28 protein-coding genes are annotated in these 26,776 nt (G+C 61.1%); 6 read left to right on the top strand and 22 right to left on the bottom strand.

The features are described from left to right. Position 1: 1 nt before the first annotated feature. Positions 2–1,210 carry an FAD-dependent oxidoreductase gene (locus tag AC1Q9M_RS19340; RefSeq protein WP_492435230.1) on the bottom strand — a complete coding sequence of 403 codons (1,209 nt, stop codon included), beginning with the start codon at positions 1,208–1,210 and terminating at the stop codon, positions 2–4. Positions 1,211–1,331: 121 nt separating this feature from the next. Beyond that, positions 1,332–2,261, bottom strand: a complete 930-nt coding sequence (locus AC1Q9M_RS19345) for a LysR family transcriptional regulator (RefSeq protein ID WP_492435232.1) — start codon at positions 2,259–2,261, stop codon at positions 1,332–1,334. Between the two features lie 169 nt (positions 2,262–2,430). Between AC1Q9M_RS19345 and AC1Q9M_RS19350 the strand changes: the two genes are divergently transcribed. After that, a complete protein-coding gene (locus AC1Q9M_RS19350) occupies positions 2,431–3,417 on the top strand; it encodes a Bug family tripartite tricarboxylate transporter substrate binding protein (RefSeq protein WP_492435234.1) in 987 nt (328 codons plus the stop codon). 12 nt (positions 3,418–3,429) lie between these two features. Here the strand turns inward: AC1Q9M_RS19350 and AC1Q9M_RS19355 are convergent, their stop codons facing one another. Genes AC1Q9M_RS19355 through AC1Q9M_RS19395 form a run of 9 tightly spaced genes read right to left on the bottom strand, consistent with a single transcriptional unit; the run spans position 3,430 to position 11,517 of the window. Next, entirely contained in the window at positions 3,430–3,855 is a 426-nt protein-coding gene (locus AC1Q9M_RS19355) for a PaaI family thioesterase (protein WP_492435236.1), read from the bottom strand. 17 nt (positions 3,856–3,872) lie between these two features. Next, entirely contained in the window at positions 3,873–5,228 is a 1,356-nt protein-coding gene (locus AC1Q9M_RS19360; RefSeq protein ID WP_492435238.1) for an MmgE/PrpD family protein, read from the bottom strand. 12 nt (positions 5,229–5,240) lie between these two features. Next, complete coding sequence (locus AC1Q9M_RS19365; RefSeq protein ID WP_492435240.1) at positions 5,241–6,251, bottom strand: D-2-hydroxyacid dehydrogenase family protein; 1,011 nt, start codon at positions 6,249–6,251, stop codon at positions 5,241–5,243. Next, a complete protein-coding gene (locus AC1Q9M_RS19370) occupies positions 6,252–7,157 on the bottom strand; it encodes an HpcH/HpaI aldolase/citrate lyase family protein (RefSeq protein WP_492435242.1) in 906 nt (301 codons plus the stop codon). It abuts the gene before it with no gap. A gap of 10 nt (positions 7,158–7,167) precedes the next feature. Continuing rightward, entirely contained in the window at positions 7,168–8,373 is a 1,206-nt protein-coding gene (locus AC1Q9M_RS19375) for a CaiB/BaiF CoA transferase family protein (protein WP_492435245.1), read from the bottom strand. Then, positions 8,370–8,858 carry a MaoC family dehydratase gene (locus AC1Q9M_RS19380; protein ID WP_492435247.1) on the bottom strand — a complete coding sequence of 163 codons (489 nt, stop codon included), beginning with the start codon at positions 8,856–8,858 and terminating at the stop codon, positions 8,370–8,372. The genes AC1Q9M_RS19375 and AC1Q9M_RS19380 overlap by 4 nt, the downstream gene beginning before the upstream one ends. Next, positions 8,855–10,015, bottom strand: coding sequence for an acyl-CoA dehydrogenase family protein (locus AC1Q9M_RS19385; protein ID WP_492435412.1), 1,161 nt, complete (start codon positions 10,013–10,015; stop codon positions 8,855–8,857). The genes AC1Q9M_RS19380 and AC1Q9M_RS19385 overlap by 4 nt, the downstream gene beginning before the upstream one ends. 12 nt (positions 10,016–10,027) lie before the next feature. Next, positions 10,028–10,531: a MaoC family dehydratase gene (locus AC1Q9M_RS19390; protein ID WP_492435249.1), complete on the bottom strand. Its 504-nt coding sequence runs from the start codon at positions 10,529–10,531 to the stop codon at positions 10,028–10,030. An 8-nt stretch (positions 10,532–10,539) separates the two neighbouring features. After that, positions 10,540–11,517, bottom strand: a complete 978-nt coding sequence (locus AC1Q9M_RS19395; RefSeq protein ID WP_492435251.1) for a Bug family tripartite tricarboxylate transporter substrate binding protein — start codon at positions 11,515–11,517, stop codon at positions 10,540–10,542. Positions 11,518–12,012: 495 nt separating this feature from the next. On the opposite strand from AC1Q9M_RS19395, the gene AC1Q9M_RS19400 reads away from it, so the two are divergent. Then, positions 12,013–12,288: an integrase core domain-containing protein gene (locus AC1Q9M_RS19400; RefSeq protein ID WP_492435414.1), complete on the top strand. Its 276-nt coding sequence runs from the start codon at positions 12,013–12,015 to the stop codon at positions 12,286–12,288. A 20-nt stretch (positions 12,289–12,308) separates the two neighbouring features. Here AC1Q9M_RS19400 and AC1Q9M_RS19405 read toward each other — a convergent pair whose 3' ends face one another. The 4 genes from AC1Q9M_RS19405 to AC1Q9M_RS19420 form a co-directional block, all read right to left on the bottom strand. Then, positions 12,309–12,863, bottom strand: a complete 555-nt coding sequence (locus AC1Q9M_RS19405) for a gamma carbonic anhydrase family protein (protein ID WP_492435253.1) — start codon at positions 12,861–12,863, stop codon at positions 12,309–12,311. A gap of 29 nt (positions 12,864–12,892) precedes the next feature. Then, positions 12,893–13,735: a Bug family tripartite tricarboxylate transporter substrate binding protein gene (locus AC1Q9M_RS19410; protein WP_492435255.1), complete on the bottom strand. Its 843-nt coding sequence runs from the start codon at positions 13,733–13,735 to the stop codon at positions 12,893–12,895. 191 nt (positions 13,736–13,926) lie between these two features. Next, a complete protein-coding gene (locus AC1Q9M_RS19415; RefSeq protein WP_492435257.1) occupies positions 13,927–15,132 on the bottom strand; it encodes a CaiB/BaiF CoA transferase family protein in 1,206 nt (401 codons plus the stop codon). Between the two features lie 29 nt (positions 15,133–15,161). Continuing rightward, a complete protein-coding gene (locus AC1Q9M_RS19420; protein ID WP_492435259.1) occupies positions 15,162–16,109 on the bottom strand; it encodes a hydroxymethylglutaryl-CoA lyase in 948 nt (315 codons plus the stop codon). Positions 16,110–16,243: 134 nt separating this feature from the next. Here AC1Q9M_RS19420 and AC1Q9M_RS19425 point away from each other — a divergent pair, with 134 nt between their 5' ends. Next, complete coding sequence (locus tag AC1Q9M_RS19425; protein ID WP_492435261.1) at positions 16,244–17,128, top strand: LysR family transcriptional regulator; 885 nt, start codon at positions 16,244–16,246, stop codon at positions 17,126–17,128. A 468-nt stretch (positions 17,129–17,596) separates the two neighbouring features. On the opposite strand, the gene AC1Q9M_RS19430 is transcribed toward AC1Q9M_RS19425, so the two are convergent. From AC1Q9M_RS19430 to AC1Q9M_RS19450, 5 genes are all read right to left on the bottom strand, one after another. Continuing rightward, positions 17,597–18,316: a GntR family transcriptional regulator gene (locus AC1Q9M_RS19430; protein WP_492435416.1), complete on the bottom strand. Its 720-nt coding sequence runs from the start codon at positions 18,314–18,316 to the stop codon at positions 17,597–17,599. Beyond that, the gene (locus AC1Q9M_RS19435; protein ID WP_492435263.1) at positions 18,304–18,855 is read right to left on the bottom strand and encodes a carboxymuconolactone decarboxylase family protein; all 552 of its coding nucleotides are present in this window, start codon (positions 18,853–18,855) and stop codon (positions 18,304–18,306) included. The genes AC1Q9M_RS19430 and AC1Q9M_RS19435 overlap by 13 nt, the downstream gene beginning before the upstream one ends. A gap of 21 nt (positions 18,856–18,876) precedes the next feature. Beyond that, positions 18,877–19,875, bottom strand: a complete 999-nt coding sequence (locus AC1Q9M_RS19440; protein WP_492435265.1) for a Bug family tripartite tricarboxylate transporter substrate binding protein — start codon at positions 19,873–19,875, stop codon at positions 18,877–18,879. Positions 19,876–19,904: 29 nt separating this feature from the next. Next, positions 19,905–20,828, bottom strand: coding sequence for a 3,5-dioxohexanoate:acetyl-CoA acetone transferase (gene kce, locus AC1Q9M_RS19445; RefSeq protein WP_492435267.1), 924 nt, complete (start codon positions 20,826–20,828; stop codon positions 19,905–19,907). Positions 20,829–21,782: 954 nt separating this feature from the next. Next, positions 21,783–22,532, bottom strand: a complete 750-nt coding sequence (locus tag AC1Q9M_RS19450; protein WP_492435269.1) for a GntR family transcriptional regulator — start codon at positions 22,530–22,532, stop codon at positions 21,783–21,785. A 299-nt stretch (positions 22,533–22,831) separates the two neighbouring features. Between AC1Q9M_RS19450 and AC1Q9M_RS19455 the strand changes: the two genes are divergently transcribed. From AC1Q9M_RS19455 to AC1Q9M_RS19465, 3 genes are all read left to right on the top strand, one after another. Beyond that, entirely contained in the window at positions 22,832–23,566 is a 735-nt protein-coding gene (locus AC1Q9M_RS19455; protein ID WP_492435418.1) for a fumarylacetoacetate hydrolase family protein, read from the top strand. Between the two features lie 69 nt (positions 23,567–23,635). Next, positions 23,636–24,625, top strand: coding sequence for a Bug family tripartite tricarboxylate transporter substrate binding protein (locus tag AC1Q9M_RS19460; protein ID WP_492435271.1), 990 nt, complete (start codon positions 23,636–23,638; stop codon positions 24,623–24,625). Between the two features lie 67 nt (positions 24,626–24,692). After that, positions 24,693–25,532, top strand: a complete 840-nt coding sequence (locus tag AC1Q9M_RS19465; protein WP_492435272.1) for an N-formylglutamate amidohydrolase — start codon at positions 24,693–24,695, stop codon at positions 25,530–25,532. 31 nt (positions 25,533–25,563) lie between these two features. Here the strand turns inward: AC1Q9M_RS19465 and AC1Q9M_RS19470 are convergent, their stop codons facing one another. Then, positions 25,564–25,707 carry a hypothetical protein gene (locus tag AC1Q9M_RS19470; protein WP_492435274.1) on the bottom strand — a complete coding sequence of 48 codons (144 nt, stop codon included), beginning with the start codon at positions 25,705–25,707 and terminating at the stop codon, positions 25,564–25,566. A gap of 118 nt (positions 25,708–25,825) precedes the next feature. Beyond that, complete coding sequence (locus AC1Q9M_RS19475) at positions 25,826–26,548, bottom strand: GntR family transcriptional regulator (protein WP_492435276.1); 723 nt, start codon at positions 26,546–26,548, stop codon at positions 25,826–25,828. Positions 26,549–26,776 lie beyond the last annotated feature (228 nt).

Below are 26,776 nucleotides of genomic sequence, written 5' to 3' on the forward strand. Positions count from 1 at the left end.
TTCAGGCAAGGACGTGCGGGCGGGGAGCGACCAGCGGCTCCGTGCGCATGCGCGCGGTGAGCATGAGGCGATCGAGTAGGATGTCCTGGTCGGTCGCGAGCTTGCGCAACCGCTCCAGATCCGCGGCGCGCTCCCGTGGATCCGTCGTGTCGAAGATCATGCGTTTGTTTGCGACAGCGGCCGGAGAGACGATCTCCAGAAAGTTGCGTCGCCGCTCGGCTGCGTAACGATCGAGCACGGACACATCAGCGGCTCCTTGAATGACAGCCGCCAGGGCGTCGTACAAGACGAATACGTCGAACAAGCCCGAGGTCAGGCCGTAAGCGCCACTCGGATTCGTCGCGTGCGCAGCATCGCCCGCCAGCAGCACGCGGCCGACCCGGTAGTTGGTGGCTGCGCGCTGGTGCATGCGATACGGCGCGAACGCATCGACGCTGATGTCTTGCGCGCCCGGCAGGATGACGTTGAGGAAGGCGGGCATGCGCTGCGCGATACCCTCTTCCGGCAGTTCCAGCGACTCACTGTAAGTGCAGCGCCAGAGGTCGCCTTTGTCCAGCTTCACGATGATGGCGCCATACGTCGAGTCGATCAGGAAGGTCGTCCGAGCGTAGCCGTGCTTCGAGAAGTCATAGCGCAGGTTGGCCGCGATGAAGCGCTTCGACCACGTCATGCCGTCGAACTCGACGCCCATGGCCTTGCGCACTGCGCTTGTGGCACCGTCGGCTCCAACCACCCAGCCGGCGCGTAGATCGATAGCGCCTTCAGAGCCCTGGGCGTGGATCGTGACACCATCAGCCTCCTGCGTGAGCCCCTGCACCGCCATACCCCAGCGCACTTCGGCATGCGGATACCGCTGCAACCGGCGAAGCGCGATGTCAGCCAGCAGGTTCTGCCCCAGGTGCAGGTTGTAGGGGTAGGGCGTGCGCCCCTCCAGGATCTCCAGGCTGTAGCCGATCTGCTCGCCGCTCTGGAAATCGAGAAAGCAATAATCCTGCTTTGCAAAACCCAGTTGCAGCGCTTCCTCGAGCAGTCCGAGCCGAGCAATGCCATCGAGCGCAGACCAGTGATACGTGATGGCACGCGGCGACGCGACGATCTCTCGCCCGCGCTCGACCACGGTCACACGCACGCCGGACTGCGCGAGCCCTAGGGCGGTCAATAAGCCAATTGGACCAGCTCCAACGACGACTACGCTGTCCAGAACAGCCATAAGGATCCTCTCCGTCAGTGATTGCGGAAGAAGAGATTAATCGTCCTTATCGCCGTAAAACATGACGTAGCCGCAGGACACTTTTGCTGCTGCTGGATGAATCCGAATGACACCCACAGGCCTATCGCATAGGCGGCCAGTCGGTCCATTTGCGCTCCAGTGCCTGCTGCTCGAACTGTTCCAGTAGAAAATCCATGAAGACGCGGATCTTTGCTGGCTGCAGTTTGCGAGTGTGATAGGCGAGGCTCACGGTCACCGGGGCCAATTCCCAATCGCTCAGGACGGGCACGAGACGGCCGGTCTTCACGTCCTCGAAGATCGTGTATGTGGGCTGGAACAGGATGCCGCCGCCAGCCAGCGCCGCTTCGCAAAGCACCCGGCCTTCGGTCGAGAGCATCGCAGGCTCGATTTGAACCGTCTCCGATGCCTCGCCCCGAGTGAAACGTTGGGACAGATGCTCTCGGGTGAAGCCGTAGATCAGCACGGGGTGAGCAGCAAGCTCACCCGGATGGCCAGGAGCACCATGCTCAGACACATAGCCGGGCGATGCGACTGTTACATACCGGGCGTGCGCGAGCTTGCGCACGGTAATGCTGGAATCTGGCTCGAAGGGGCGCGTGCGGACGGCAATGTCCACGCCTGCGTCGATCGCATTTTCATAGTGATTCGTTGCCATCACCCTCACGGAAACGCCAGGGTAGCGCCGTCTGAATTCGGGCAGCAAGGGCGCGATGTGCATCATCGCGAACGACGGCGAACTGGTCAGCGACAAGATGCCCGCAGGGTTGAGACTGTGCTGATTAACACGGGCGTCCGCATCGGCCATGCTCTCCAACAATTGCATGCATCGCGCGTGGTACTCTTGGCCCGCCTCTGTGAGCCAGAGCCTGCGTGTCGTTCGTTCCATGAGGCGCGCGCCCAGTCGCTCTTCCAACGCACGCAGGCCGCGGCTAGCAGCAGCGTCCGACATGACCAGCTTCTCCGCCGCACGGGTGATGCTGCCCAGCTCGACGGTTTGCACGAAAAGTTCGATTTGGGTCAGCCGGTCCATCGGGTTCCTTCGGTGAAGAAATACGGCGCACTTGCGTGCAATTCCATTCTTGCGCGTAGTGCAAGAGTATTTTGCCCGAACCGCATTTCCAGCTACCTCCCCATGGCCTAACCTCAATGACTGGCATCGGGGCTTGCCAAGCCCTATCTAGTTAAGACAGGAGACAACCATGCAAGGCAACTCGATCCTTTTCCGCCTGCTCGTCGCACTTTCGCTGACCATGGTCAGCGCAGCGTCGTTTGGCCAGGCCTTTCCGAATCGGCCCATCAAGGTGATCGTTCCGTATGCGGCCGGTGGCGGCACGGACACGGTCATACGCCCAGTGGCCATGGCGGTAGCGGCTCATTTGGGACAACCGGTGGTGATCGAGAACCGACCCGGCGGCAACACCTTCATCGGTATGTCGGCGTGCGCAAAGGCGTTGGCGGACGGTTACACCCTTTGCGTGACCAATGCGGACGTGCTCGCCTTTGGTCCGTACATCTTCAACCGGATTCCCTACAACCCGCAGACCGACCTCACGGGCATTACCAAGATCGCGCATTCGCCCAATGGCATCTTCGTGAGCACGCAGATGCCTTTCAAGACCATTCAGGATCTCATCGCCTACGCTCAGGCGAATCCGAAGAAGCTCAACTTCGCGACCTTTGGCGCCGGCACCGTCGGCCATCTCTACATAGAGTATTTCCGCCGGCAGATGGGGGCGGAGATGACGCACGTGCCTTACCGCGGCGCCGGCCCCATCATCCCGGCCTTGATCACGAATGAGGTGCAGGTCTCCTACCTTTCGCTCGCACAGGCGCTGCCGCACCTGAAGAATGGAAAGATCCGAATTCTGGCCGTCGTCGACAGCGAACGGCATGCGGAGCTGCCGGAAGTTCCTACACTGGCAGAGTCCAAGGCCGATGCGGGCATCAAAGCCTATTTCGGCCTGTATGCGCCGACCGGAACGCCCACGCCTGTGCTGCAGCGTCTCAATGCCGCCTTTGGCGCCGCGCTGAATGAACAGAGCGTGCAAGCGAGCATGTTGGGGCTCATGTTCGTCGTCCAGCCTTCGTCCATCGACGAAATCAATCAGGCTCGGGAACAGGAGTTCACACGTGCAGGCGAACTTACCAGAGCCATTGGCCTGAAGCCCGTCGACATTCCGGAGTAAGGACGCAGGCGGTCATGGGCGGCTCGCCGCCCCGCCGGCCTCGCGCCGGCGGATGAGCTTGCCCGTCGAGGAGGCGCGCGCGTGCAGCTTTCGCTCGCCGGACCAGACGTCCGCTTCAAGAAAGGCAATGCTGCGCCCCTGGCGAAGGATCCGGGCTTCCACCTCGAAAGCACCATACCCGACGGGTTCGAGAAAGGAGACCTTGAGCTCCAGCGAGGACACCAGGCAGGACGCATCGCGCGCGTGCACCACCATTGCCATGGCGCTGTCCATCCATGCCGTCACGATGCCACCTTGCAGCACGCGCCCGCCGCTGTGAGTAAGCTCTGAGCGCGTTACGTAGCGCGCCCGCAAGACGCCTGCGGCTCCGTCGGCGCTCAGGATGCCGGCAAACCCGATCGCTTGCAGTAAGGGTTGGGCGAACGCATCGAGGTTCATGGGGGCTACCAGGGAAGTCAATGGCCGCGGCAGGCCGACATCAGGGTGTGGCTGTCGCTGGCATGTTCGAGCTCGAGCAGGCCGGCGCGCAGCGCCTGTGCGCGGCCTTCGTCCAGCACAGATGACACCAGCGCGTCGAATTTGGCACTGAGCAGGTGCACGCGTCGGTCCATGTCCAGGTCTACTGCTTCGCTGTCATGCGATGCGCTCGCGATTTCGCCGGTGTCGAACTCGACTGAGACGGAGCAGCGAGGCGCGGGCATGGCTGGGTCGTACGCGAGCACCACCTTCTCCCGCCATGGCCGAAGCGCCGGGAAAGACGCCGTGTCCGCGAAAGAGGCGATGTCTTGCGTGCTCATGCCGCTCAAGGTCATGGCGACGACGTGTGCGATGCTGAACTTCGCCTCCAGTGCCGTCGACGGATGGGCGATCGCGCAGATGTCGCGTGCGGACGGGTGTACGCGAACGACGATACGGCGCACTGTGTCCAGGCGCAGGTCCTTCTTCGTGCTTCGCAGACTGCGGATGCAGGCGATGGGCGCATGCGTGACGAAGCAGGAGGCATCGAACTTGAAGATCACGTCGCGGATGAAGTAGCCCTTGGACGACTGCGTGCTCGCCGATGGCGTGCCAGCATGCGTCGCCACGAATCCATCGCGGCCGCCAAAGGCTTGGAGTCCGGCCGAGATGCCGCGCAAGGCCAGCTGTGCAGAGAAATGGCCGTTGACCGAGGACCGACCCACCTGGATCGACTTGCAGGGAGACCCGAAGGCCGACCGCAGGCCTGCCGCCTGCGTGGCCGCGTTGGCGATGGCGCTGTGGACCTGCTCGGGCTGCACCCTATGAAGATGGCAGACAGCGACGGCGGCGCCGAAGGTGCCCAGCGTGGCCGTGGGATGGAAGCCGGCGCTTGCATGGCCCTCGCCAAGCAGCCCTGCAATGCCGCACATGGCCTCGAAGCCGGCAACGAACGCCGTGATCATGTCGGCGCCCGTAGAGCCCAGCGCCTCACCGACGGAAACGACGGCCGGCGCGATCGCGACCGTCACATGCCCTGGAATGCAAGTGTGGACGTCGTCGTAGTCGAGCAGGTGGCCCGCCGTGCCGTTGATCAGCAAGGCATCGGGCACGCCGCAGCGCTCACGCCGCCCGAGCACCGTCGCGCCGTTGGGCACGGTGCCGGCCATGTGGGCCAACGCCTCCACGAGCGGTTCCTGGCTCGCGGCGATCGCGACGCCGAACCAGTCGAGCAGGCATAGCTTGGCTAGCCGCACGACGTCCCCGGGCAGTTGCTCGAACGTCAGGTCGGCGGCGGCCTCCGTCAGCTGCTCGATTTCCGGCACCGGATTGATCGCGGTCACTTCGTCAGACATGAAAGACTCCTCTCATAGACGAAGCTGCGTGGAATCCAGAACCTCGGGGTTGAGCAGACGGATGGGCTTGCCCGCGAGGTAGGCCTCGAGGTTCTCCACGGTGTCCTCGTAGAACACGCGGTACACCTCCTCGGTCGAAAACCCCAGGTGGGGTGTGAGCACGACGTTGTCGAGATCGCGCAAGGGATGTTCGGGCGCCAGCGGTTCGTGCTCGAAGACGTCCAGCCCTGCGCCGGCGATGCGCCCCTCCTGCAACAACCTCAAGAGAGCGGCTTCGTCAACGATGGGACCACGTGCCGTGTTGACGAGGCATGCCGTGGGCTTCATGAGGCCGAGGTCGGCGGCGCCCACCAGTCCGCGGCTGCGCTCGCTGAGCACGACATGGATGCTGATGAAGTCGCTGCGGCGGAAGAGATCTTCCTTCGATGCCCAGACGGCGCCGCCGCCTTGCGCATCTTCCGGCGTCAGGTTGGGGCTCCAGGCAAGCACATCCATGCCGAAGGCGCGCGCCACCGCAGTCATCTGGCGGCCGACACGCCCGAACCCCACCAGCCCCAGTGTCTTGCCTTCCAGCAAGGTGCCAACCGTGCTTTGCCAGCCGCCTTTGCGCATGCGCCGGTCTTCCAGCGCCAGTCTCTTCGAGAGCGCAAGCATGTGCGCCCAGGCCAGCTCCGATGTGGCGGTGACCGGCCCGCGCATCACGGTGCAGGAGACGACGATGCCGAGCTCCGTCGCCGCCGCGAGATCCATGGTCCGGTGGTAGGGGCCTGTGACGCCGACGAACTTCAGGTTCGGTAACTGCTCCAGCAGGGCGCGCGGCACGGCCATGCGCTCGCGCAGCAAACAGAAGCCTTCATACGGCTGAAGGTGGCGTGCCGCTTCGTTTGGAACCGAGAGGTTGCGGTCGAAGATATCGATCTCGAACGCATCTTGCACCTTGGTCCAGTCGGCCAGCCTCGGAGAGATGCGCAGCACGTCGTCCAGGACGGCGATTCTTCTCGTTTTTCGAGCGTCTACGGCCATTCAAATCCCCATCGCAGTGGCGCGGTCAACTAGCAGGCGATGGTTGCGAGCCACTGCGGCATCCACCATCTCGCCTTCGAAAACGATGCTGCCGGTACCCTCGGCCTCTGCCTGCGCGTACACGGCCAGCAAGCGGCGCGACCTTGCAACGCCCGTGGCATCCGGTGTGAAGACCTCCAACGCGGGTGCGATCTGCAGCGGATGAATGGCCCATTTGCCGGTGAAGCCCATGATGGCGCCGCGCCGCGCGTCGGCTGAATAGGCTGTCGTGTCCTTCACGTCCAGCGTCGGGCCATCGATGGCGTCGATGCCGGCCGCGCGCGCGGCCATGACCATCTGGAAGCGCGGCACGTGCCAGACGTCGCCGTTGAACTCGCCGCGATGGGCGCGGTCGATGTCGATGCCCATCGAGGCCGAGAAGTCGCCGATGCCGAAGATGAGTGATTCGATGCGCTCGCTGGCGCGCGCGATCGACATCACGTTCATGACGGCATCGACTTCCTCAATCAGCACCTCGATGCCAATACGACGGCCCAAGTTCGCCGCCTTTTCCACCTGCGCGAGCAAAGTGACGACAAAGTGGATGTCCGCTGCGGTGCGGACCTTGGGTACCATCAACGTGTCCAGGTTTTCGCCGGCGCGGCTCACGACCTCCACGATGTCGCGCCAGCAATGCGGGCTTGCGAGGTCGTTGATGCGAACGCAGAGGATCTTGTTTCCCCATTCGTGCGTGTTCAGTCCGGCGATCACGAGGTCGCGCGCGGCGTCCTTTGCGTTCAGGGCAACAGCATCCTCCAGGTCGAGGAAGACATGGTCCGCCGCGCTGCCGGCGGCCTTGGCGATCAGCTTCTCGCTGGAGGCAGGTACGGCCAACTGGACGCGGCGGGGTCGGTTTCTTGTGATCATCGGAGTACTACTAAGGAGTTGTCGCGGCGGGACCGCGCTGGAGGTCGTTAACGATTTCCTGGGTGTGCTCGCCCAGCAGCGGCGCGCGATGCCGCACGGCGCCGGGCGTGGCCGTCATGTGCACCGGCACGCCGGCCACGCGCACGGGCATGGTCAGGCCCGGATGGTCGACCTCGACGAGCATCCCCCGACTGGCGAAGTGAGGATCGCGCGCAATGTCGGCGGCGTCGTAGACCGGTGCGAACGGAAAGACACCGCCAAACTTGGCGCTCAGCTCCGCCTTGGTGAAGCGTGCGGTGAAGCCGCCGATCGTGTCGTAGACGAGATCCTGGTGCGCAATGCGTGCGTCCTGTGTCGCGGTGCGCGCATCGTCGACGAGATCTGGCCGTTCCATCAGCTCGCAGAGCTTGCGCCACCAGATCGTGGAGTCCGCGATTCCGATCGCAATGCGGCCGTCCTTCGCGGGGACGAGCCCGAAAGGCGATAGGATAGGGTGGCGGTTGCCTTCCGGCCTAGGCACGCGGCCGGTAAAGGCGTGCTGGTGCACGATGCGCTCGCATAGGGACAACACGCCGTCGACCATGCCGATGTCGAGGAACTGTCCCTCGCCCGTGCGTTCCGCATGCCGAAGCGCCGCGACCATACCGAAGGCCATCATCAGTCCCGGAACGAGGTCGCCCACGCCCGGTCCGACCTTGACGGGCGAAGACGCGTCTTCTCCCGTGATGCTGATGATGCCGCCCATTGCCTGCGCCACGATGTCGTAGGCGGGCCATGCCATGTACGGGCTCTGTCCGGTACGCGAGTCGCCGAAGCCGCGGATCGCTGCGTAGACTAGGCGCGGATTGATCTCGCGTAGGGTCTCGTACGACAGGCTCAGCCGCTCCATCACGCCGACGCGGTAGTTCTCGATCACCGCGTCCGCGGTGCGGACGAGCGCCAGGAAAGTTTCACGTCCAGCCTCTTCCTTGAGGTTGAGCACCATGCCGCGCTTGTTCCGGTTCACGCTGGCGAAGTAGCCACCAAAGGCCCGCAGCTCGTCGTCCGCGTGAAAGGGCCCGACATGGCGCGAAGGCTCTCCACCGGGCGGCTCGATCTTGATCACGTCGGCGCCGTGATCGGCCAGCATCTGCGTGCAGTACGGGCCCGCGAGCATCTGCGTGAGGTCGAGAATCCGCAGGCCCTGAAGGGATCCCTGGCGAGGGGCGCCAGTCATCGGTCACCCCAGTGGCTGCGTCGCTTCACCAGCACCGTGCGTTCGACTTCGCACACGATCTGATCGCGCTCGTTCACGCCCCAGTGCCGGAAGCGCACCACGCCGCCGTCGGGCCGGGATGGATCGTCCCTGGTCTCCAGGACCTCGGTGTATGCGTAAAGCGTGTCGCCGTGCTTGACGGGTGCGGGTAGTGAGATGCGCTCCACACTCGGCTCGGCCAACGCGTTCTCAGACGTGTCCTGGGACGCGAGGCCGACGGTGATGGAGAACGTGATGCCGCCGAAGACGAGGCGCTGGCCGAAGGGCGGCGGCATGCGCGAGGAGAAGTGTTCATTGAAGTGGCCCTGCGAGGTGTTCATCACCAGATGGCTGAACATCACGTTCTCGAGCGCTTCCACCGTCTTGCCACGGGCGTGGCGGATGACCTCGCCCGGCGTGAAGTCCTCGAAGTAGCTGTGGGGTCCGGTGAGCGCGGCCACGTTCATGACTTCGCCTTGCCGAGTAGGTGGTCGGAGATGATGCGCAACTGGATCTCCGAGGTGCCTTCGAAGATCTTGGTGACGCGCGCGTCGCGCCAGTAGCGCTCAACAGCGAACATGGTGGTGTAGCCGCCGCCGCCGTGGATCTGGATGCCCTCGCTGGTTACGCGTTCCGCCATTTCAGTGGCGAGGTATTTCGCCATCGCCGCTTCCTTGTCGCACCGCCTACCTTCGTCGATCTGCGTGCACACGTGGTACATCAACTGACGGCAGGCTTCGATCTGCGCCGCCATGTCACCGATCTTGAAACGGATCGCCTGGAAGTCGGCGATCGCCCGGTCGAACTGCCTGCGTTCGCCTGCGAAAGTGATCGAGTCCTCCAGCGCGCCGCGGGCCAGACCGATGGCGCGCGCGGCCGTCTGGGCACGCGCCTTCTCCATGCCCTTGCCGATCATGTAGAAGGCCTCGCCTTCCTCCCCGATGAGGTTCTCCGCCGGCACGCGCACGTTGTCCAGGGACAGCTCGAAGGTTTTCCAGCCGTGATAGCCGATCTTCGGAATGGCATGGCCCTGCATACCCTCGGGAAACTCGCCGCGCTTCTTGTCGACGATGAAAGCACTGAGCCCCTTAAAGCGCCGCTTGGGATCGACGTTCTTGTCGGTGCGGGCGATCACGACGATGCCGTCGGCCGCGTCGGCGAAGGTGCACCAGTACTTGTTGCCCGACAGCAGCCAGGAGTCGCCGTCGCGCACGGCACGGCACGAGATGCCGGAGACGTCCGAGCCCGTAGAGGGCTCCGACATAGCGAAGGCCAGCAGGCACTGGCCCGTTGCCATGCGGCCCAGGTATTTGTCGCGCTGGTATTGCGACATCATCTCCACCGGGAACAGGGTGCCAGCGGTGGAGTTGCGGATGATGCTCGCCACGCTCATCCAACCCCGCGCGAGCTCTTCGGTGACCAGGCAATACTCGAAGGCGCCGAGGCCCAGCCCGCCGTATTCCTCCGGGATGTTGATGCCGAAGTAGCCCATGTCTGCCAGCTTCTCGCGCAGCGCCATGGGAATGTCGCCCCGCTCCGGATCCAGCTTGTTGGCCACGGGCAGCACTTCGTTCATCGTGAAGCGCCTGGCGCCTTCCTGCATCTGGCGTCGTTCGTCGGTCATGTAGTTCAAGTGTCAGCTCCTGATGTTCATCATGTTGGTTCGCACGTAGCCCACGATCAGCGTGCCGTCCTGATTGAATCCTTCGGTGCGCCAGGTGACGAGGCCGGCGTCCGGACGTTTTCTTGAGGCGCGTCGGGCCAGCACCGTGCTGCGGGCCACGAAGGTGTCGCCGGGGTAGCCGGGGGCGTAGAACCTCAGTTCTTCCATGCCCACCAGCGCACCGAAGGTGCCGCCCTCGGTAAGGTCTTCGACGCTCATGCCGAAGACCGTGAGGTAGATCAGGTGCGGGTGCAGCGGCACGCGCGGATAGCCCAGAGCCCTGGCATACTCCGCATTGAAGTAGGTCGGGTTGGCGTTCAGCGTCATTGTCGAAAACCATGTGTTTTCGGCATCGCCGATGGTGCGGCCCCAGTGATGTTCGATCACTTGGCCGATCTCGAAGCCCTCATAGGGGATGCCTTTGGGCCTCGGCTGTGCGCGCTGGAAAAAGCTCGCGCGTCCGTTCGCATCTGTCATCTAGATCCTCACTCATCTAGCGGAAAGCGGCGGGCCAGCGCCGAGAGCGTGCGCTCGGTGGCCTGCACCGAGGCGGCGAATTCCGTCGGCGTATTGCCCACCGGCTCGGCGCCCATCACGGCAATCGCGCTTTTCACCGACTCGGCCTTAAGGGCCTCGCGCACGGCGGCCGCGATGCCATGCAGGACGTCCGGCGCAGTTCCCTTCGGCGCGAAGAGGCCATACCAGATCTCGGAGCTGAAGATCGGGTAGCCGGCCTCCGCGCCCGTGGGCACGTCAGGAAGCAGGGCGACCCGGGTCCTGCTGTCAACGGCAAGGATCTTTAGCGTGCCAGCGCGATAGTGCGGCATCACCGTCGCAAGGCCCATGATCGCTATGTTCACGGTGTTGGTGGCAATATCCGTGATCATCTGGCCGCTGCCCCGGTAACGGACCATCGTGAGATTTTCCAGACCCGCTTCCGCGGCGATGGCCCTGGCCTGCATGCGGCTGACCTTCTCCAGCGTGCCAAGTGAGCAGGGCTGCTTGGCCGTCTTGCAGTGATGGAATATCTCGGCGAGGGTCTTCCCCGGAATAGCGGAATTGACGACGAACGCGGGCGGCTGCACCGTGAGAGCTGTGACGGGGACCAGGCCTGCGAGCGGATCAAAGGGTGTTGCCGCCGGCACATGACGAAACAGTGTGACCCCTGGGACCTGCAGCAGTAGCGTGAGGCCGTCCGGTTTCGCCTCGAGGGCTCTGCGAGTGCCGATGGCGGTATCAGCGCCCGGTCTGTTTTCTACGATGACGGGCTGTGCCCAGATGCGCGCCAACTCAGCGGCAATAGGCCTCACGATCGCATCGGCGCCACCTCCCGCGTTAAACGGCACGACGATTGTGACAAGTCGGTCTGGGACCCATTGTGCGTAGGCGGAACCATGAGCGCCTGTCAGGCCAAGAGCGCAAAGAGCGACGCCTAACGCCAAGCGGCGGCGAAGTGTAAGCATGTCTGTCTCCAAGATTGGAAGATGCGAACTCCGTGATGTCCACATCATGCGGTTCGTGTTCTAAGGTTATGAGTTGAGCTTCAACTCACAAATGTCCTCTCGGCAATTGACAATTGCGCGAGGAGAAGGAATCCCGTTGGAGCGGGACGCTTCTCTGGATGCTTATGGAACCTACCTCGGCGGGGCGAGAAGCGGCTGCCCGCACGCGTCAAACAACCACTGCAGGCGGTAATTCAGCCCAACCAAGGCTGGAGTTGCGACTTCCTGTCCAATGCGTTGTGGTTAGGCCGGCGCTTCAGAGCCTTCAATGTCATCGACGAATTCAACCCTGACGGCCTTCGTATAGAGGTCGACATCAGCCTGCCGGCCGCGCGTGTCATCCGCCCTGTACGAGCTGGTGGATGTGCGTGGTGCGCCGCTTTCGATTCGCGTGGACAACGGGCCGGAGTTCATCGCTCATGCGTTGGCCCAGTGGCGCAGTGGCGCAGTGGCGCAGTGGCGCAGTGGCGCAGTCCAAAAGCATTGCCCTCAATCGCATTCAGCCAGGCAGCCCGCTCAGTACCCTATGTCGAGCGATTCAACAACACCTACCGCACCGAAGTGCTCGATTGCAACGTCTTCAACAGTTTGAAGGAAGCGCGTGACATGACAACGGACTGGCTGCACCGACACAACCACCTTCGACCCCGTGGGGCTCTCGCCGCATCCCGCCCGCCGAGAACCGTGTCAAACTGTTCCCAACCTCTACTCCTGACTGGCTCAGGTGTTTGAGGGGACTTCAACTGAACAGATCATGTCATTGGATGTGTCTGGGAAATTAGAGGAGGCCTAACCTGCATCGACTTGGAACAGCGCTGTGCGTTGACGACGTAAGTAGCCGCACTGCGTTCAAGGTCAGCAATTTGAGCTTCGCTCAACGGGCGTTTCACGGTCGCGGGGCTGCCAACGATGAGGCTTCCGTCGGGGAACGATTTTCCTTCAGTCACCAGCGCGCCAGCGGCAACCAGGCAGTGCTTCCCGATTTTTGCGCCGTTCAGCACTATTGCGCCTATGCCAACGAGTGAGCCGTCACCGACTTCGCATCCGTGGAGCATTGCTTGGTGCCCGACGGTCACCCGCTTGCCGACGCGAAGCGGGAACCCGGGGTCAGAATGCAGCACTGCGCCATCTTGTATGTTGCTTTCGGAGCCGATGACCATGGGCTCATTGTCGGCCCGAATCGTCACCCCGAACCAGACACTGCTGCCTTGCTCCAGGACGACATTGCCCATCACGTGGGCGTTGGGCGCGACCCAGACGTCGTTGGCAAGTTCAGGGGATGTGTCACCTAGTTTCCAGATGGGCATATAGTTTCCGAAGGGTGATTCGTTGTCGTTTACTGAGGCGTTACGCCGGCGCGTTTGACAATGGCCGCATACCGGGTTAACTCAGACTTGAAGTGTGCAGCGGTTTCCTCGGGAGAAGACAGCACGACGGTGTTACCTTGCTTAGCCATCGCGTCTTTGACTTCGGCAGTCTGATATGCCTTGGATGCGGCAGCGTGAATGCGGTGGACATGTTCGCTGGACAGCCCCTTGGGACCGACGATAGCAACCCAACCTTCCACGACGTAATTTCCGTAGCCTTGCTCGACTGCGGTGGGAATCTGATGAGCCGACTGCACTCGCTGACTTGAAGCAACCGCGAGAGCTTGGATTTTCCCAGACTCAATCGCCCCTTTGACGGCTGGGAGGGCGATGACAGCCCAGTCAATCTGACCCCCCAAGAGGTCCGTGATGAGCGGGCCAGTCCCGCGATAGGGAATGTGAGTGGAAAACGCTCCGGTGACTTCCTTGAAGAGCTCCGCAGCAAGATGCAGAATCGTGCCATTCCCTGCTGAACCGTAGTTGTATTTGCCGGGATTTGCCTTCAGAAGTGCGTGAAACTCCTTGAGGTCCTTCGCCGGAAGACCCGGCCTCGTTACGAGAACCAAAGGAGAAGTGACGAGGGTTGAAATTGGTGTGATGTCGGCCACCGGGTCGAAAGGGAGCGCCTTCAGGACGGCGGGATAGATGACGTGATTGTTGGATACCAGACCCAGGGTTAACCCGTCGGGGGCGGACCTGGCAAGGGCATGGGTGCCGACCACGCCACCTGCACCAGGTATGTTCTCAACGACGACCGGTCCACCCAACGCTTGCCCCAGCTGAGCACTGGATGCGCGGGCAATCGCGTCCACGCCCGACCCTGCACTCACCGGGAGGATTAAGCGGACTGGTGAGCTGGCCGATGAAAGCGAGGGGAGTGCGAAGCCTAGGCCCGCCAAGCTTGCAGCTTCTACGAAGCGACGTCGATTGAGCGTTCTGCCCTTTGTGTTCATGTTATGTCTCCGTTTTGTCTTGAACTGACGTGCCAATGACGAGCATTGCATCAAGCGATAGCGATGCTCTCTCTGAGTGCGCGAATGTCGGAGTCCGCATAGCCGAGGCTGTATAGGATGTCGTCCGTGTGTTGACCCTTGGTTGGGGGGTCAGACCGAATGCCCAGGCGCTTTCCATTCATCGTGAAAGGGAACAAGGTGGTCTTCGTCGTCTGGCCAGCGCGCACACCATCCGGAATGCGGATTTCTGCAAGGGCGCCGGTAGCCAGCAAGTGAGGGTCTTCGTACAGCTCTTCGGGCTTCTTGATAGGGGCAAAGGGAAGCCCGGCCTCCTCGAAGCGCTTGGCCAAATCGGCAGCTCTGAAAGCCAGCAGGCGTTTGCGCAGCTCTGGAAGCAGGGTCGGACGAAGCGTTACGCGCGCGTTGTTGTCGGCATACCGGGGGTCTGCCTTGAGGTCGGCAAAGCCCAGCGTATCGCAGAAGGTGTTCCATTGCGCATCACTGACTGCGGCCAGGAACATCTGGTCGCCGCCCTTCACTGTGAACACGTCGTACACCGCCCAAGCGGAGATTCGTTCGGGCATGGGCGCAGCAGGTTGGCCTGTGATTGCGTACTGCAGCATGTGCTGCCCGACTAAGAAGACGTTGTTCTCGAACAGTGCGCTCTGCACCTCTTGGCCGACGCCTGTGACGCCGCGTTGCATCAAAGCACCCAGAGCGCCGATAGCGCCAAACAACCCGCCCATGATGTCGTTGACACTGGTGCCCGCGCGCAGAGGGTCACCTGGTCGACCGGTCATGTAGGCCAGGCCACCCATCATCTGGACCACTTCATCCAGTGCCGTTCGATGCTCGTAGGGGCCGGGCAGGAAGCCCTTGTGGCTCACGTAGACCAGTCGTGGGTTGACGGCACTCAGGCTGGAGTAGTCCAGGCCGTACTTGGCCATTGTTCCCGGACGGAAATTCTCCGCAACCACGTCTGCACTGGCTGAGAGCCTTCGCGCGACTTCGGCGCCGTCGGAATTCTGCAGGTCGATAGCAATGCTCTTCTTGTTCCGATTGAACATTGGGAAGAAGCCGGCGCCGGCGCCCAGCAGGTAGCGAGTGCGGTCGCCGTCGATGGGCTCGACCTTGATGGCTTCAGCACCCATGTCGGCCAGCACCATCCCGCACGTGGGGCCCATCACCATGTGGGTGAACTCCACGACACGGATGCCGCTCAGCGCTTGGGGGGAAGTGTCAGAAGGGGTGCTCATGATGGAACTTAGGAATGACTGGTGACCGCTCACGCGCAGCTGGAGGTAGAGAGCTCGTTGGAAACCATGGTCTTGGGAAGGCCAGCCTTGGCAATTGCGCCACCGAGCAGTTCGCCATCCAACCAAGCGGCAACCTTCTTGCGCAGCCGCAAGATGCGGTCAAGGTCTTGGCCTGTGTCAACGCCGATGCTCTTGAAGAGGTAGACTGCGTCCTCGGTTGCGACATTGCCTGTTGCGCCGGGCGCATGGGGGCAACCTCCAATGCCGGCCAGACACGCATCAAATCGCCTCATGCCCACCTCGTATGCGGCAAAGACATTCGCCATGCCCAGGCCTCGGGTGTCATGGAAGTGAGCGCAGCACAGACGGTCACCTACGAGCGCCAATGCTTTCTCGAAGAGACGCTTGACCATCGCCGGGTCGGCGTAGCCCACCGTGTCTGCCAGGCTGACGCGGTCAGCTCCTGCGTCAAGCAATGCGGACATCAAACGAAGAACTTCACTTTCGGGAACTTCACCCTGAAGCGTGCAACCGAATGCGGTGCCGACGCCACCCTCGATGACCATCTTTGAGCCGGTGGAGTCTCTCAGCGCACGAATGCGTGCAACTTCCGCGACGACCTCATCCGGGGTTTTCCGAAGGTTCGCCAAACTGTGAGCGTGGCTGGCTGACAGTGGCATGACTATTACATCTGCCTCAGTCTCGAGCGCGCGTTCGGCGCCCTTGAAGTTGGGTACAAGCACCGACACGACCACTTGCGGGAATTTCTTGGCGTGAGCGACGAGCTCGGCAGTGTCTGCCAGCTGAGGAAGGTACTTGGCCGGCACAAGCGAGCCGACTTCCATCTCCCGTTGTCCTGCGTCATACGCTTCGCCTATCCACTCAAGCTTCTGCTCGGTGGAAAGACGCATGCGTGGGATGCTCTGAAGTCCGTCGCGAAGCCCAACTTCACGAACCTGTACGGTGGAACTGATCACTGTTGTCTCCTGCCAATGCTAGGCGTGACGGGAGTCTAGAAGTTCCAAAGCTGATTCAGAAGCGCTATTATTTCTGCTCAGGTGTTCCCGTATGGAATATCTAATCGCGTATGGCAATACACCAGATTGATTTGATGAGCCTTCGCCTGTTCGTGAGCGTTGTGGAGGCGCGCAACATTGCTCATGCTGCAGAGCGACAGCACATGGTTGGTTCCGCAGTCAGCAAACGCATGGCCAACCTGGAGCAGCAGGTCGGGGTCGCGTTGCTCGTCCGGCTGCGACACGGCGTGGCCCCTACGCCCGCCGGCGAGACTTTCCTTGAATATGCCCGCTCCATGCTTGCACAGGCACAAAGGGCTGAGCAAGCGATGGCCGCTTACGCATCAGGAGTTCGCGGCCAGGTGCGCTTACTGGCCACAGCTTCGGTGATGGCTGAATGGCTGGCGGATGACGTTGTGAATTTCATGGAAGTCCCAGAGCACGCGGACATCCGGGTGGAGGTGGAGGAGCGGTTCAGCCCTGAGGTGGTACGTGGAGTCCGTGATGGACTCGCGTCAGTAGGCATCTGCTGGGACAAAACGGACCTTTTTGGTTTGCAGAGCACAATGTACAGACGTGACCATCTCGGACTTGTGGTTCACAAGAGTCACCCCCTTGCGAAAAGGAAGCGCGCAGAGTTCAAAGACTCTTTGGACTGGGAACATGTCTGCATGCCTACGACGAGCGCGATGCAGGCACTGCTTGAGCGCAGCGCAGCTGCGGCCGGCCGGGAGTACAAGACGCGCGTGATGGTGTCCAACTTTGAGGCCGCACTTCGAGTCACGCGAACTGGGCTCGCGATGTCGGTTGTGCCAAAGGAAGTTTTCGACACTTCCAGGCTTGACACGGAATTGGCGTTCATTGCCCTGAAAGACGAGTGGGCTGTGCGACACTTTGTGCTGTGCTTCCGAGATGCGGGCCAGTTGTCGGCGGCTGCAAAACTGCTGGTGGACCACCTTGCCGGTCCACAGGAGGCATGATGTACTTCATGCGCAGAAGTGGATGAGCAATCGACACCATGGCAGTCACTACGTCGCTGCTACGACCCTCCTTCACATACAAGCTAGTCAGAGCTCCCCGCTTTCAACGTAGGAAAAGGTAGCGAATGAGGATGTGCGAGCGCCTGGAGCTGGCTGTGAAGGTTGGCTCCGAGCGGGATGCCGCGCGTCAGTCGCTCTTCTTTCGTACTGCGTTTGCCTCTGGCCGGGGTGGCGTCCAACGTTGCCAGCCACGGTCCGGTAGTGACCCAGCCACTTTTCGACATCTCTCTCAAAGGCCTCTTGGCCTAACAACATCGACGGATTGAGCACCAGAAAATTCGTCTGTTGTCTTCCATTGAAAGCTGACCCCTCGGGTCAGAGATCAGTGGAATTCAACAGCTGCCGTGTCAGGCAGTCGTTCAGGGGGCGTTTTCCTCTGAATGGTTAAGCGGGCCTCTGCCCCGCCGGTCAGCGTGCCTCACGACTACGAGGCGGAGCAGTTCTTGCCAGGTCGGGTTGCGCCGGCCGCACGGCGCGAGCCGCGCCACAAATGTCCAGCACAATGGCTTGGCGCAACTCGATCTTCCGGCCTGTTTCAAGTGCGCTAATCATTTCGGCATGCACCTTCGCAGAGTCGTCGAACCCAGTCTCATTGATGCTCATACGAATTAGCGGGCCGATGCGCACCCACAAGCTTTCTATGATCGAGAGCACAAACGGTGTCGCCCCCAGTTTGTACATGACGAAGTGAAACTGAAAGTTGTTGGTCACGTAGGCATCGATGTCACCGCTCTTCGCTGCCTCCCGCATCATGGCGTCAAAAGCTTTGAGCTCTTCAATATGCTCGGGCCTAACGTAGTCGACGGATTGCTCTGCTGCAAGGCCCTCGACATGGCAGCGTAGGTCCGTAACTTCGTCAAACTCCCTGGCAGACAGAACCGGAACGACCACAGTTCGATTGGGACGCAGCTCAAGGGCCCCCTCTGCGATCAAGCGATTCATCGCTTCTCTCGTGGGCATGATGCTCGCGCCCAATATCGTAGAGATGGACTTGACCGTCACCGACTGGCCAGGTTGGAAGTGACCCGTCATGAGCGCGGCACGAATTGATTGCGTTACCTGATCACGCAGGGTAACGTTTTCAACGGGCTTGAGGTTTGACAGCGGTTGAATGATCAGGACTCGGATGACGGGTGGATGTCAGATTCTATCGGGAGGTCCGATACCACGATCATTCGGGAGACCATGTTGTATGCCGCTATGACCGCAGCCAATTCGACAAGCATTTGCTCATCTGCAAGTGCCGCCCTGACTGCTTTAAGTGTGGATGGCTGAACCTCGACATTGCGGGTCATCTCATACGAAAACTGCAATGCTGCGCGCTCAGCCGGGTTGAAGAGGCCCTCGTTGCATGCGGCGGCTGCGACATCGCTAAGAGAATCTACCTGCGCTTGCGTGCCGCCTGCAGCAAGGAGCACGGGGACATGGTGGATGCGTTCGTACTCGGCCTTGTTCAGTATGGCAACAGCGCAGATCGCCAGCTCCCGAATCTTGGGGGGAAGAGATAGGCGTTGCCTCACCGCACCCAGGAAGACATTCCACCCCGCCGCCAACTCCGGGCTGTTGAGCAGGAGCAGATCCAGGTTGAACAGAGTTCCTTCGCGGCGCTTTCTGATCGCAGCGACGATCTCGGGTGGTTCTGAAATGTCAGGAGGAACAAGCTTCATCAATGGCATTGTTGTGATCTCTCAATCGACGGTGGCACCGGACTTTTGCACAAGTGATCCCCACTTGGCCAGCTCAGCTCGGTTGAAGTTGACCATTTCTTCGCCCGACATAGAGCCGACCCCGATTCCCTGCACAGAGAACCTCTCAATGACATCCGGGGCCCTCAGTGAAGCAGTGGCCGCAGAACGTAGTTTCGCCAGGACAGAGGAAGGTGTTGCAGATGGGGCATACACCATGAACCATGACACAAGATCGAAATCGGGGTAGCCTTGCTGGGCGATGGGTGTCACATCCGGTGCTGCCACATTCGTTTCAGCACCCGAACTCCCAAGTGCTCGAAGTCTTCCGGCCTTGATGTGGGGCATCACGGCGGCGGGGTGGTAGAACATGAAGTTGGTCTGGCCGCTGATAACGTCTGTCACAGCCTGTGCGCCTTCTTTGTAGGGGACGTGCGTGATGCTTCCACTGATCTTTGTTTTGAGGAGTTCTCCGGCTAGGTGTCCGGTCGTCCCCGTTCCGGCAGAGGCAAATGTAAGGCCAGGTGATTTGGCAGCGGCCGCCTTCAGGTCGCCCAAGGACTTCAGCGAGGAGCTCGTCGCGACGACCAACAGGTTCGGGGTCGAACCCACGAACAGAACCGGGACAAAGTCCTTCATGACGTCGTAGGGCAAGTTCTTGTACAGCGTTGGGTTCGAACCGTGCGTGCTCGAAGTGCCCATCAGCAAGGTGTACCCGTCCGGCGTCGACTTCGCGACAGCCGAGCTGCCAATCGCGCCGCCCGCGCCCGCACGGTTTTCAACGATCAGCGCTTGATTCAGTTGTTTTCCCATCGCATCAGCCACAGTGCGTGCAACGATGTCCGTCGTGGTCCCCGCCCCAAAGGGAACAATCATTTTGATCGGCCGCTGCGGAAAGTCGTTGGCCAGAACACTCTGGGATGAAATGCAAAAAGTGATGGCGCAGGCGGCGCTTTTGATGTTGAAACGGGTTTTTGCGCTCAGCGTAATGATGTTGCTCATTTGTCTTCCTCTGTGTGGATGGGTTCTGGTCAAAAATTCACGTTGTTTACACCCTTGAGTGCCAACATTTCTCTAGCTTCTGACGGGCTGGCAACTTCCAGCCCAAGGTCTTCGATGATTCGGCGGATCACGTGTACCTGTTGTGCGTTGCTTTGCGCCAAAGTCCCCTTCTTGAGCCACAAGCTGTCTTCCAGGCCGACTCGCACGTTTCCTCCCATGCTTGCGGACATCGCTGCAATTGGGATCTGGTGCCTGCCCGCCCCCAGAACAGACCATTGATAGTCCTTTCCAAAAAGACGATCGGCAGTCCTTCGCATGTGGGAAACGTCCTCAGGATGGGTACCGATGCCACCAAGAATTCCGAATACCGACTGGACAAAAAAGGGCGGTTTGACCAAGCCGCGTTCGGCGAAATGGGCCAAGTTGTACAGGTGGCCGATGTCATAACACTCGAATTCGAATCGGATCCCTTTTGTGGCGCAGATGGAAAGTGCGTACTCGATGTCCTTGAACGTGTTTCGGAAAATCAGGTCTCGACTGTTCTCCAGTGCGGTGCGCTCCCATTCATGCTTGAACTCCGTGAAGCGCTTCAACATCGGGAATAGCCCAAAGTTGAAAGACCCCATGTTCAAAGATGCGACTTCTGGGGCGAACGACAACGCAGGCTGAATCCTTTCTTCGATGCCCATGAACGGAGAGCCGCCGCTTGTCAGATTGAGCACCGCATCGGTGCGGGCCTTGATCTGCGGAAGAAGACGTGCAAAGGCCTCGGGACTTTGATCCGGCTTTCCGGTTGCCTCGTCACGCGCGTGCAAATGGATGATTGACGCGCCAGCCTCAGCAGCTTCTACCGCCGCCTTAATGATCTGCGCTGGGGTCACAGGCAGATGCGGAGACATGGAGGGTGTGTGGATCGCACCAGTAACGGCGCAAGTGACGATGACCTTTTTCATAGCTGCTACATTGATGTTTGATCAAACATCAATGTAGCAGCACGGCAAGCATTTCTATGTTCTGGTAAACCCCGATACACGCGCGTTACGCAGTTGCGGCTCTTTACTAGGATTCAGTTCAAGGGCCCCGAGCCGCCGCGTGTGCGCAAGTTGTCCAAGCGCGACCACATCGGTTGGACTTAGCTTCAAATTGGGCGGCGCCAAGCCTCGGCGTCTGTTTTTCGCTCGAGCGAAGAACCGTAAGATTTCCCGCTCGGTGAGTGTGTCTTGCTCACCCAGCAGGGCGACCGCAGACCCTACGAGGTTGCGGTCTGTGAGCCCTATTGCGGACCAGAGAGGGCCCGCTATCCACTGTGAGTATTCAGTCGTGAATGCGGCTGACTGAGCCGTCTGCCTGTTGCTGGTCGAATATGTGATCGACCGCGCACCTGCGAAAAGGCTGGTGGATCAGGAACACGATGTATCAGAAAGGGAGGAGGGTACAGCCGCCTGCCACTTACCGTGCGATGGACTGGATGGTGTAGGACGCATGATGGGTCTATTGCCTGCTTTAATGTTTGATACAGGGCGTTCCCCTACATCTCGGAGGAATCTGCGGCGGGGCGCCTGTTTAATACCGTTGCTGGTGAAACTTGCTTGGGGAAGTCAGCAAAAACATCCCGCCCCATAGCTAGTAAGCGGTATGAAATAAGGAGAGGAGCTTGGCCCCTTGCATGGCAGAGAGAGCTACGCGTTCGCTGACGCGGACTACCGGGATGTGGCTCAGCGAGAGGAGGCGGTAGGGCATCAAGGCGAGCTGGTGTTTGGCAATGAGCTCGGACAAACGAAAATCCGTGGAGACGAGCACGCCCCATGGGCGAGATCATGGAGAAGCTGGAGCAGGCCAAAACGCCGAACGGCTCAGCGGCCGCCGACATGCGGCCCAGCACGTAGAGCGCCCCTCTGCGCCGCCGCTCAGGCGGGCTTGATGGCTGGCGCTGCGACTGCGGGAAACATCGCACCCGTGATGTGCGAGGTTGCCAGGTTGATGTGTCGCCGCAGCAGCATGCAGCCCAGTTCGGCATCGCGCGCGATTGCCGCATCCATGAGTTGCTGGTGGCCATCAAACACAGTGCTGACGGGCACCCGCCCTGGATACGCCAGGTTGCGGTAACGCGCACAGTGGTCCCATAACGAGCGATGGAATTCCTCCAGCATGGGCTGGCGCGCGGCTGAGAGCAGCGCGAAGTGGAAGCTGCTGTGCGCGGCCTCCCAGCCCGAGCTGTAGGGCCCGTGATTGGGTTTGGCGCCGCTAGCTCGCATCAGCGTGTGATAGGCGGCGACGATGCGAGTTTCCCAGGCCACGTCGGCATTCTCAAACGCGATGCGCAACAGGATGGTCTCGACCTCCTCGCGCGCGCGAATGACCTCGGCCAGGTGCACCGGGGACACTGGTGCCACCCGAAATCCCCTGCGGTTCTCCACCGTGACCAGCATGGATGACGACAGCTGGTAGAGCGCCTCGCGGAGTGGCGTCATGCCAACGTCGTAGGTCTCCTTGAGCAGCTCCATCGTGAGCTTCTGGCCCGGGGACAGCTTGGCCAGGATGATGTCGTCGCGCATGCGTTCGTAGACTTGGGTGGTCAGCGTGTCGCCGGCGGCCGACGCGGCGGATGTCTCTGACGGTGCGGCAATATCGTTCATGTTTTCGAAAATGATGCCCATATTGTAGGCCCCAGCACACATAGCTCGCTGGGCCATAGCGCCAAGAGAAGAAAAGCCTGCCTCAAGATCAAGCAGAACGTGCAGGCAGATCATCGGTCGAGTAAATTTTTTCGAAAAATTATTTACTTTTCGAAAATATTCTCGTATGCTTCGTTCATTGGTTTGACGAACGAGGTACGAATTTGAAAGTTGCACGCTATTCCTTCGAAGGCCGCGAATGGCTGGGCGCCGTGAGCGATGACGGCCAGTCGTTAGCGCCCCTCTGCGCCGCCGACGAACGCGGCGACCTGGTCGAGTTCATCGAGTCGGCCACGCCGGCTGCGCCAGCAGGCGCTGTCCTCGCGCTGCAGCAGGTGAAGCTGCTGGCGCCCATTCGCCGGCCTCGCCGCAATATTTGGTGCGTGGGACGCAACTACCGCGCGCATGCACAGGAACTCGCCGCCACGGTCTTCAAGGACAACAGCAAGGATGTGGCGTCATGGCCCATCGTATTCACCAAGGCGCCCGAATGCGTGGTGGGCCCGCACGATGACGTGGGCTTAGCCGCGGAAGTCACGGCGGCCGTGGACTACGAGGCAGAGATTGCCGTCGTGATCGGCAAGGGTGGCAAGAACATCACACGCACCAATGCCATGGATCACGTGTACGGCTACACGGTCGTCAACGATGTGACCGCACGCGACGTGCAGCTGCGCCACCAGCAATGGGACATGGGCAAGTCGTTCGACACCTTCTGCCCCATGGGCCCGTGGATCGTCACCGCCGATGCGCTCGACATCCAGACCAGCGGCGTGAAGTGCTGGGTCAACGATGAGCTGCGGCAGGACGGACGGGTCAACGACCTGATCTTCGACATCCCGCACCTGATTGAGACCATCTCCACCGGCATCACGCTCTACCCCGGCGACGTTATCGCCACTGGCACACCGGCCGGTGTCGGCCAAGGCATGACTCCACCTGTCTTCCTGCGCGCAGGTGACGTGGTGCGCATCGAAGTTGACGGGATCGGGACGATAGCCAATCGCTTCATCTGATGCCTGTCCTGAAATCGCCCGGCTGCCCCATCTTCAACGCCCCTCAGTCCACACTTGTCGGAGTGCCCCATGAAATTCACGAGCCTTGCCTTCGCGTCGCGCGTCTTGCGCCGCTTCCTCCTGCTGGCCGCCTGTGGCGCGGCGTTACTACCCATGGCCTCGCAGGCCGCTTATCCTGAGCAGGTGATCAAGCTGGTCGTCGGCTTTCCGCCCGGCGGTGGAGGTGATACCTATGGCCGCGCGCTGGCCAACTCGCTGGGAAAGGTGCTCGGCAGGTCGGTGATCGTCGAAAATCGCGCCGGCGCCGGCGGCACCATCGCTGGCAACATGGTAGCCAAGGCCAAGCCAGACGGCTACACGCTGCTGCTGGTACTGAGCGGCAGCTTCTCAGCTGCGCCTGCAGTGAGGTCCGACCTGCCGTACAGGGTGCCTGACGACTTCATTCCCATCGCCAAACTGGTGGATTCGCCATATGGGCTCGTGGTGCGAGGCGACTCGCCATACACCTCCATCCAGGACTATCTGCAAAAAGCAAAGCAAGGAAAGATGACCTATGCGTCGGTGGGTACGGGCGGCGCCTCACACATCGTGGCCGAGATGGTCAAGCAACAGGCTGGCGTCGACATCCTTCATGTGCCATACAAGGGCACGGGGCCGGCCATGAACGAACTGCTAGGCGGCTTGGTCGACAGCTTCATGAACCCCTACGTTCCGCTTATGTCACAAATCAAGAGCGGCAAGATGCGCTTGCTGGCCATCTCTGGCAATGAGCGTGCCAAAGAGCTGCCCAATGTGCCGACATTCAAGGAGGTGGGTATCGACATCGACCTGACGCTCTGGTATGGCGTGGTGGCACCGGCCGGTACGCCGAAGACCATTGTTGATAAACTCACGCTGGCTACCCAGCAGGCGCTGAAGGACCCCGAGCTGCTGCGCGTCTACCAGGCCGACGGTGGCCAAGTGCAGCCTCTCTTCGGCGACCAGTTCCGGGAACTAATGGTGCGCGATATCCAAAAGTTCAGGACCGCGGTGGAAAAAGGCAACATCCAAGCCGAGTGACGGCAGACGACTGTGGCCGCCACGACCGCTCACACCACGCCCGCCGATAACGAGACAGAAAATCCAGATGAGCATTTACCTTGAACGCGGGGTGTTCCAGCGCTTCGATCCCGTCGTCAGCCCGGCACCAGTTGTCGTCGACGTCTCGCGCAGCGGCCGCGAGTATCCGGAAGAGTTCCGCACCCAGATGCCGTTCTCGACTTTGCACGACAACGTGTCGATGTACGTGGACGAGATTTGGAGCGCCACACCCAAGGTGGGCGGCACCTTGCTGTACGCCACGTTTCCCAACTTTTGGATCGACGTCAACCGGCACGAGCTGGACCTCGACGCCGATCTGATCGAGGGCGAATGGCCTGTGCCGTTGCAGCCCACACGCTCGAAGACCGGGCTTGGCCTGCTCAAGTCCAAGTCACGCTATGGCGAGCCCGTACACGAACGCAAGCTCACGGTGGCCGAAGTCATGGCTCGTATGGACCGCTACTACCACCCCTACCATGCCGCACTCAAGTCGCTGCTCGCACGCCATCGCGAAAGCTTCGGCACGGTCTACCACTTAAGTGCCCACTGCATGTCGCACATTGGAGCTCCCACGCACGCCGATGCGGGTCAACCGCGCGCCGACTTCTGCCTGAGCAATCGCAACGGTGAGACCTGTTCGCAGCAGACCATGGAATTGGTCGGCGGGATCATCCGGCAAGCCGGCTTCTCTGTCACGTTCAATGACCCGTATCTCGGCGGCGAGATTGTGCGGCGCAGTGGCGCGCCGCAGGACGGCATCGAAAGCCTGCAGGTCGAGATCAACAAGCGCCGCTTCATGGACACGGCTACGTTCAGGAAGACCGACGGCTTCGACGCTGTCCAGGCCACGGCTACGCGCATCCTCGAAGCGCTGGCGCACCGCTGATACCACCGGCCGCTGAGCGCTGCCGCTGATGCTAGCGCTGGTGCAACTCCACCTCGGCGGCTTTCGAGGGTGATTCCACCGCGCGGATGGTGCCGTGCGCATCGCAGAATTTGGCCGGTTCGGGAGGCACTGTGGCGATCACGTCGGAGGTGACGACGATGGTCAGTAGGCTCATGAAAGGCGACAGCTCCAGCATCACGCACTTGAGCTGATGGGCCTGCAGAAAGATCTCGAAAAGTCACCACCCCCGCTAGCCGTACCAAGCTGAAGTTAGTAAAAGCCGTCATCTGAGTTCAAGTTTCGCGACGCCTTTTGAGCTCGTCTATCAGCAGCTTGGCACTGTGCTCAACGTGGCACCGGCATTCGGCGGCCGTAAGTTCGGCATTCCCGTCGCGGAACGCCTCGAAAATCCGCCGGTGTTCCCGCTTAGTCCTCGTAGCATCTCGGGCCACCATGCCACCGATGCGAACGTACATCGCGATCAGGTTGCGCTGCACGGTCATGAAGCGGATCAGGTAGGGCCGGCCGCTGCATCTGAACAGCGTGTCGTGAAAGCGGTTGTTGACGCCGGCAGACCGGTCGGGGTCGAAGGGCTGTCCCTCCTTGTCGATCGATTCGCCGGCGAGAACGATCTGCTCAAGCTCTTTGATGTCCGCCTGCTGACGGTTCTGTGCGGCCAGGTAACCCGCGCGCTCTTCAATGGCGGCCCTCAGGAAGAAGGCATCTTCGATATCGTCGATGTTCAGAGGCGTGACGATGTAGCCCCGGCGAGGGCGCTGTGTGACCAGACCCTCGGCTTCAAGCCGCTTGAGCGCTTCGCGCACCGGCACGCGACTTGCACCCACCCAAGTGGCGATCTCGTCCTGGTTGAGTTGGCTGTCTTGTGCATACACCCCCCGCAGGATGGCGTCCCGCAGCTGAGTGGAAACAATGTCCACGACGCTGGGTGAGCCGCTCTTGGTGAGGCGCAACGGCATCCCGTTGTCGTGCGAGACGAAAAGCGTGTCTCTGCTCATCTGGATTGCCCGGCGGTGAAGTGTGGTCGATGGCTCGGCATGGCGTGGTAGGGGCACAAGAAATGGGTCGCTGAGCATAGGGGGAATTCGGACGAGGACGCCATGCTTAGCCACCCGCTGGTGCCTGTGCGGCTGGCCTTGACATGGGCCCCTCCCGGCGCCTTCCTCGGCTTCTGCAGCGCTTATCTCAAAGCCTGTGGTTTGAATATCGGATTTTCCATTATTTTC

The organism is Hydrogenophaga sp. GW823-FHT04C09 (assembly GCF_058796355.1).

Excerpts from the sequence above, each read along its gene's own strand:
- AC1Q9M_RS19340 (WP_492435230.1), bottom strand. The coding sequence starts at position 1,210 with ATGGCTGTTCTGGACAGCGTAGTCGTCGTTGGAGCTGGTCCAATTGGC.
- AC1Q9M_RS19345 (WP_492435232.1), bottom strand. The coding sequence starts at position 2,261 with ATGGACCGGCTGACCCAAATCGAACTTTTCGTGCAAACCGTCGAGCTG.
- AC1Q9M_RS19350 (WP_492435234.1), top strand. The coding sequence starts at position 2,431 with ATGCAAGGCAACTCGATCCTTTTCCGCCTGCTCGTCGCACTTTCGCTG.
- AC1Q9M_RS19355 (WP_492435236.1), bottom strand. The coding sequence starts at position 3,855 with ATGAACCTCGATGCGTTCGCCCAACCCTTACTGCAAGCGATCGGGTTT.
- AC1Q9M_RS19360 (WP_492435238.1), bottom strand. The coding sequence starts at position 5,228 with ATGTCTGACGAAGTGACCGCGATCAATCCGGTGCCGGAAATCGAGCAG.
- AC1Q9M_RS19365 (WP_492435240.1), bottom strand. The coding sequence starts at position 6,251 with ATGGCCGTAGACGCTCGAAAAACGAGAAGAATCGCCGTCCTGGACGAC.
- AC1Q9M_RS19370 (WP_492435242.1), bottom strand. The coding sequence starts at position 7,157 with ATGATCACAAGAAACCGACCCCGCCGCGTCCAGTTGGCCGTACCTGCC.
- AC1Q9M_RS19375 (WP_492435245.1), bottom strand. The coding sequence starts at position 8,373 with ATGACTGGCGCCCCTCGCCAGGGATCCCTTCAGGGCCTGCGGATTCTC.
- AC1Q9M_RS19380 (WP_492435247.1), bottom strand. The coding sequence starts at position 8,858 with ATGAACGTGGCCGCGCTCACCGGACCCCACAGCTACTTCGAGGACTTC.
- AC1Q9M_RS19385 (WP_492435412.1), bottom strand. The coding sequence starts at position 10,015 with ATGACCGACGAACGACGCCAGATGCAGGAAGGCGCCAGGCGCTTCACG.
- AC1Q9M_RS19390 (WP_492435249.1), bottom strand. The coding sequence starts at position 10,531 with ATGACAGATGCGAACGGACGCGCGAGCTTTTTCCAGCGCGCACAGCCG.
- AC1Q9M_RS19395 (WP_492435251.1), bottom strand. The coding sequence starts at position 11,517 with ATGCTTACACTTCGCCGCCGCTTGGCGTTAGGCGTCGCTCTTTGCGCT.
- AC1Q9M_RS19405 (WP_492435253.1), bottom strand. The coding sequence starts at position 12,863 with ATGCCCATCTGGAAACTAGGTGACACATCCCCTGAACTTGCCAACGAC.
- AC1Q9M_RS19415 (WP_492435257.1), bottom strand. The coding sequence starts at position 15,132 with ATGAGCACCCCTTCTGACACTTCCCCCCAAGCGCTGAGCGGCATCCGT.
- AC1Q9M_RS19425 (WP_492435261.1), top strand. The coding sequence starts at position 16,244 with ATGAGCCTTCGCCTGTTCGTGAGCGTTGTGGAGGCGCGCAACATTGCT.
- AC1Q9M_RS19435 (WP_492435263.1), bottom strand. The coding sequence starts at position 18,855 with ATGAAGCTTGTTCCTCCTGACATTTCAGAACCACCCGAGATCGTCGCT.
- AC1Q9M_RS19440 (WP_492435265.1), bottom strand. The coding sequence starts at position 19,875 with ATGAGCAACATCATTACGCTGAGCGCAAAAACCCGTTTCAACATCAAA.
- kce (WP_492435267.1), bottom strand. The coding sequence starts at position 20,828 with ATGAAAAAGGTCATCGTCACTTGCGCCGTTACTGGTGCGATCCACACA.
- AC1Q9M_RS19450 (WP_492435269.1), bottom strand. The coding sequence starts at position 22,532 with ATGGGCATCATTTTCGAAAACATGAACGATATTGCCGCACCGTCAGAG.
- AC1Q9M_RS19460 (WP_492435271.1), top strand. The coding sequence starts at position 23,636 with ATGAAATTCACGAGCCTTGCCTTCGCGTCGCGCGTCTTGCGCCGCTTC.
- AC1Q9M_RS19465 (WP_492435272.1), top strand. The coding sequence starts at position 24,693 with ATGAGCATTTACCTTGAACGCGGGGTGTTCCAGCGCTTCGATCCCGTC.
- AC1Q9M_RS19470 (WP_492435274.1), bottom strand. The coding sequence starts at position 25,707 with ATGAGCCTACTGACCATCGTCGTCACCTCCGACGTGATCGCCACAGTG.
- AC1Q9M_RS19475 (WP_492435276.1), bottom strand. The coding sequence starts at position 26,548 with ATGAGCAGAGACACGCTTTTCGTCTCGCACGACAACGGGATGCCGTTG.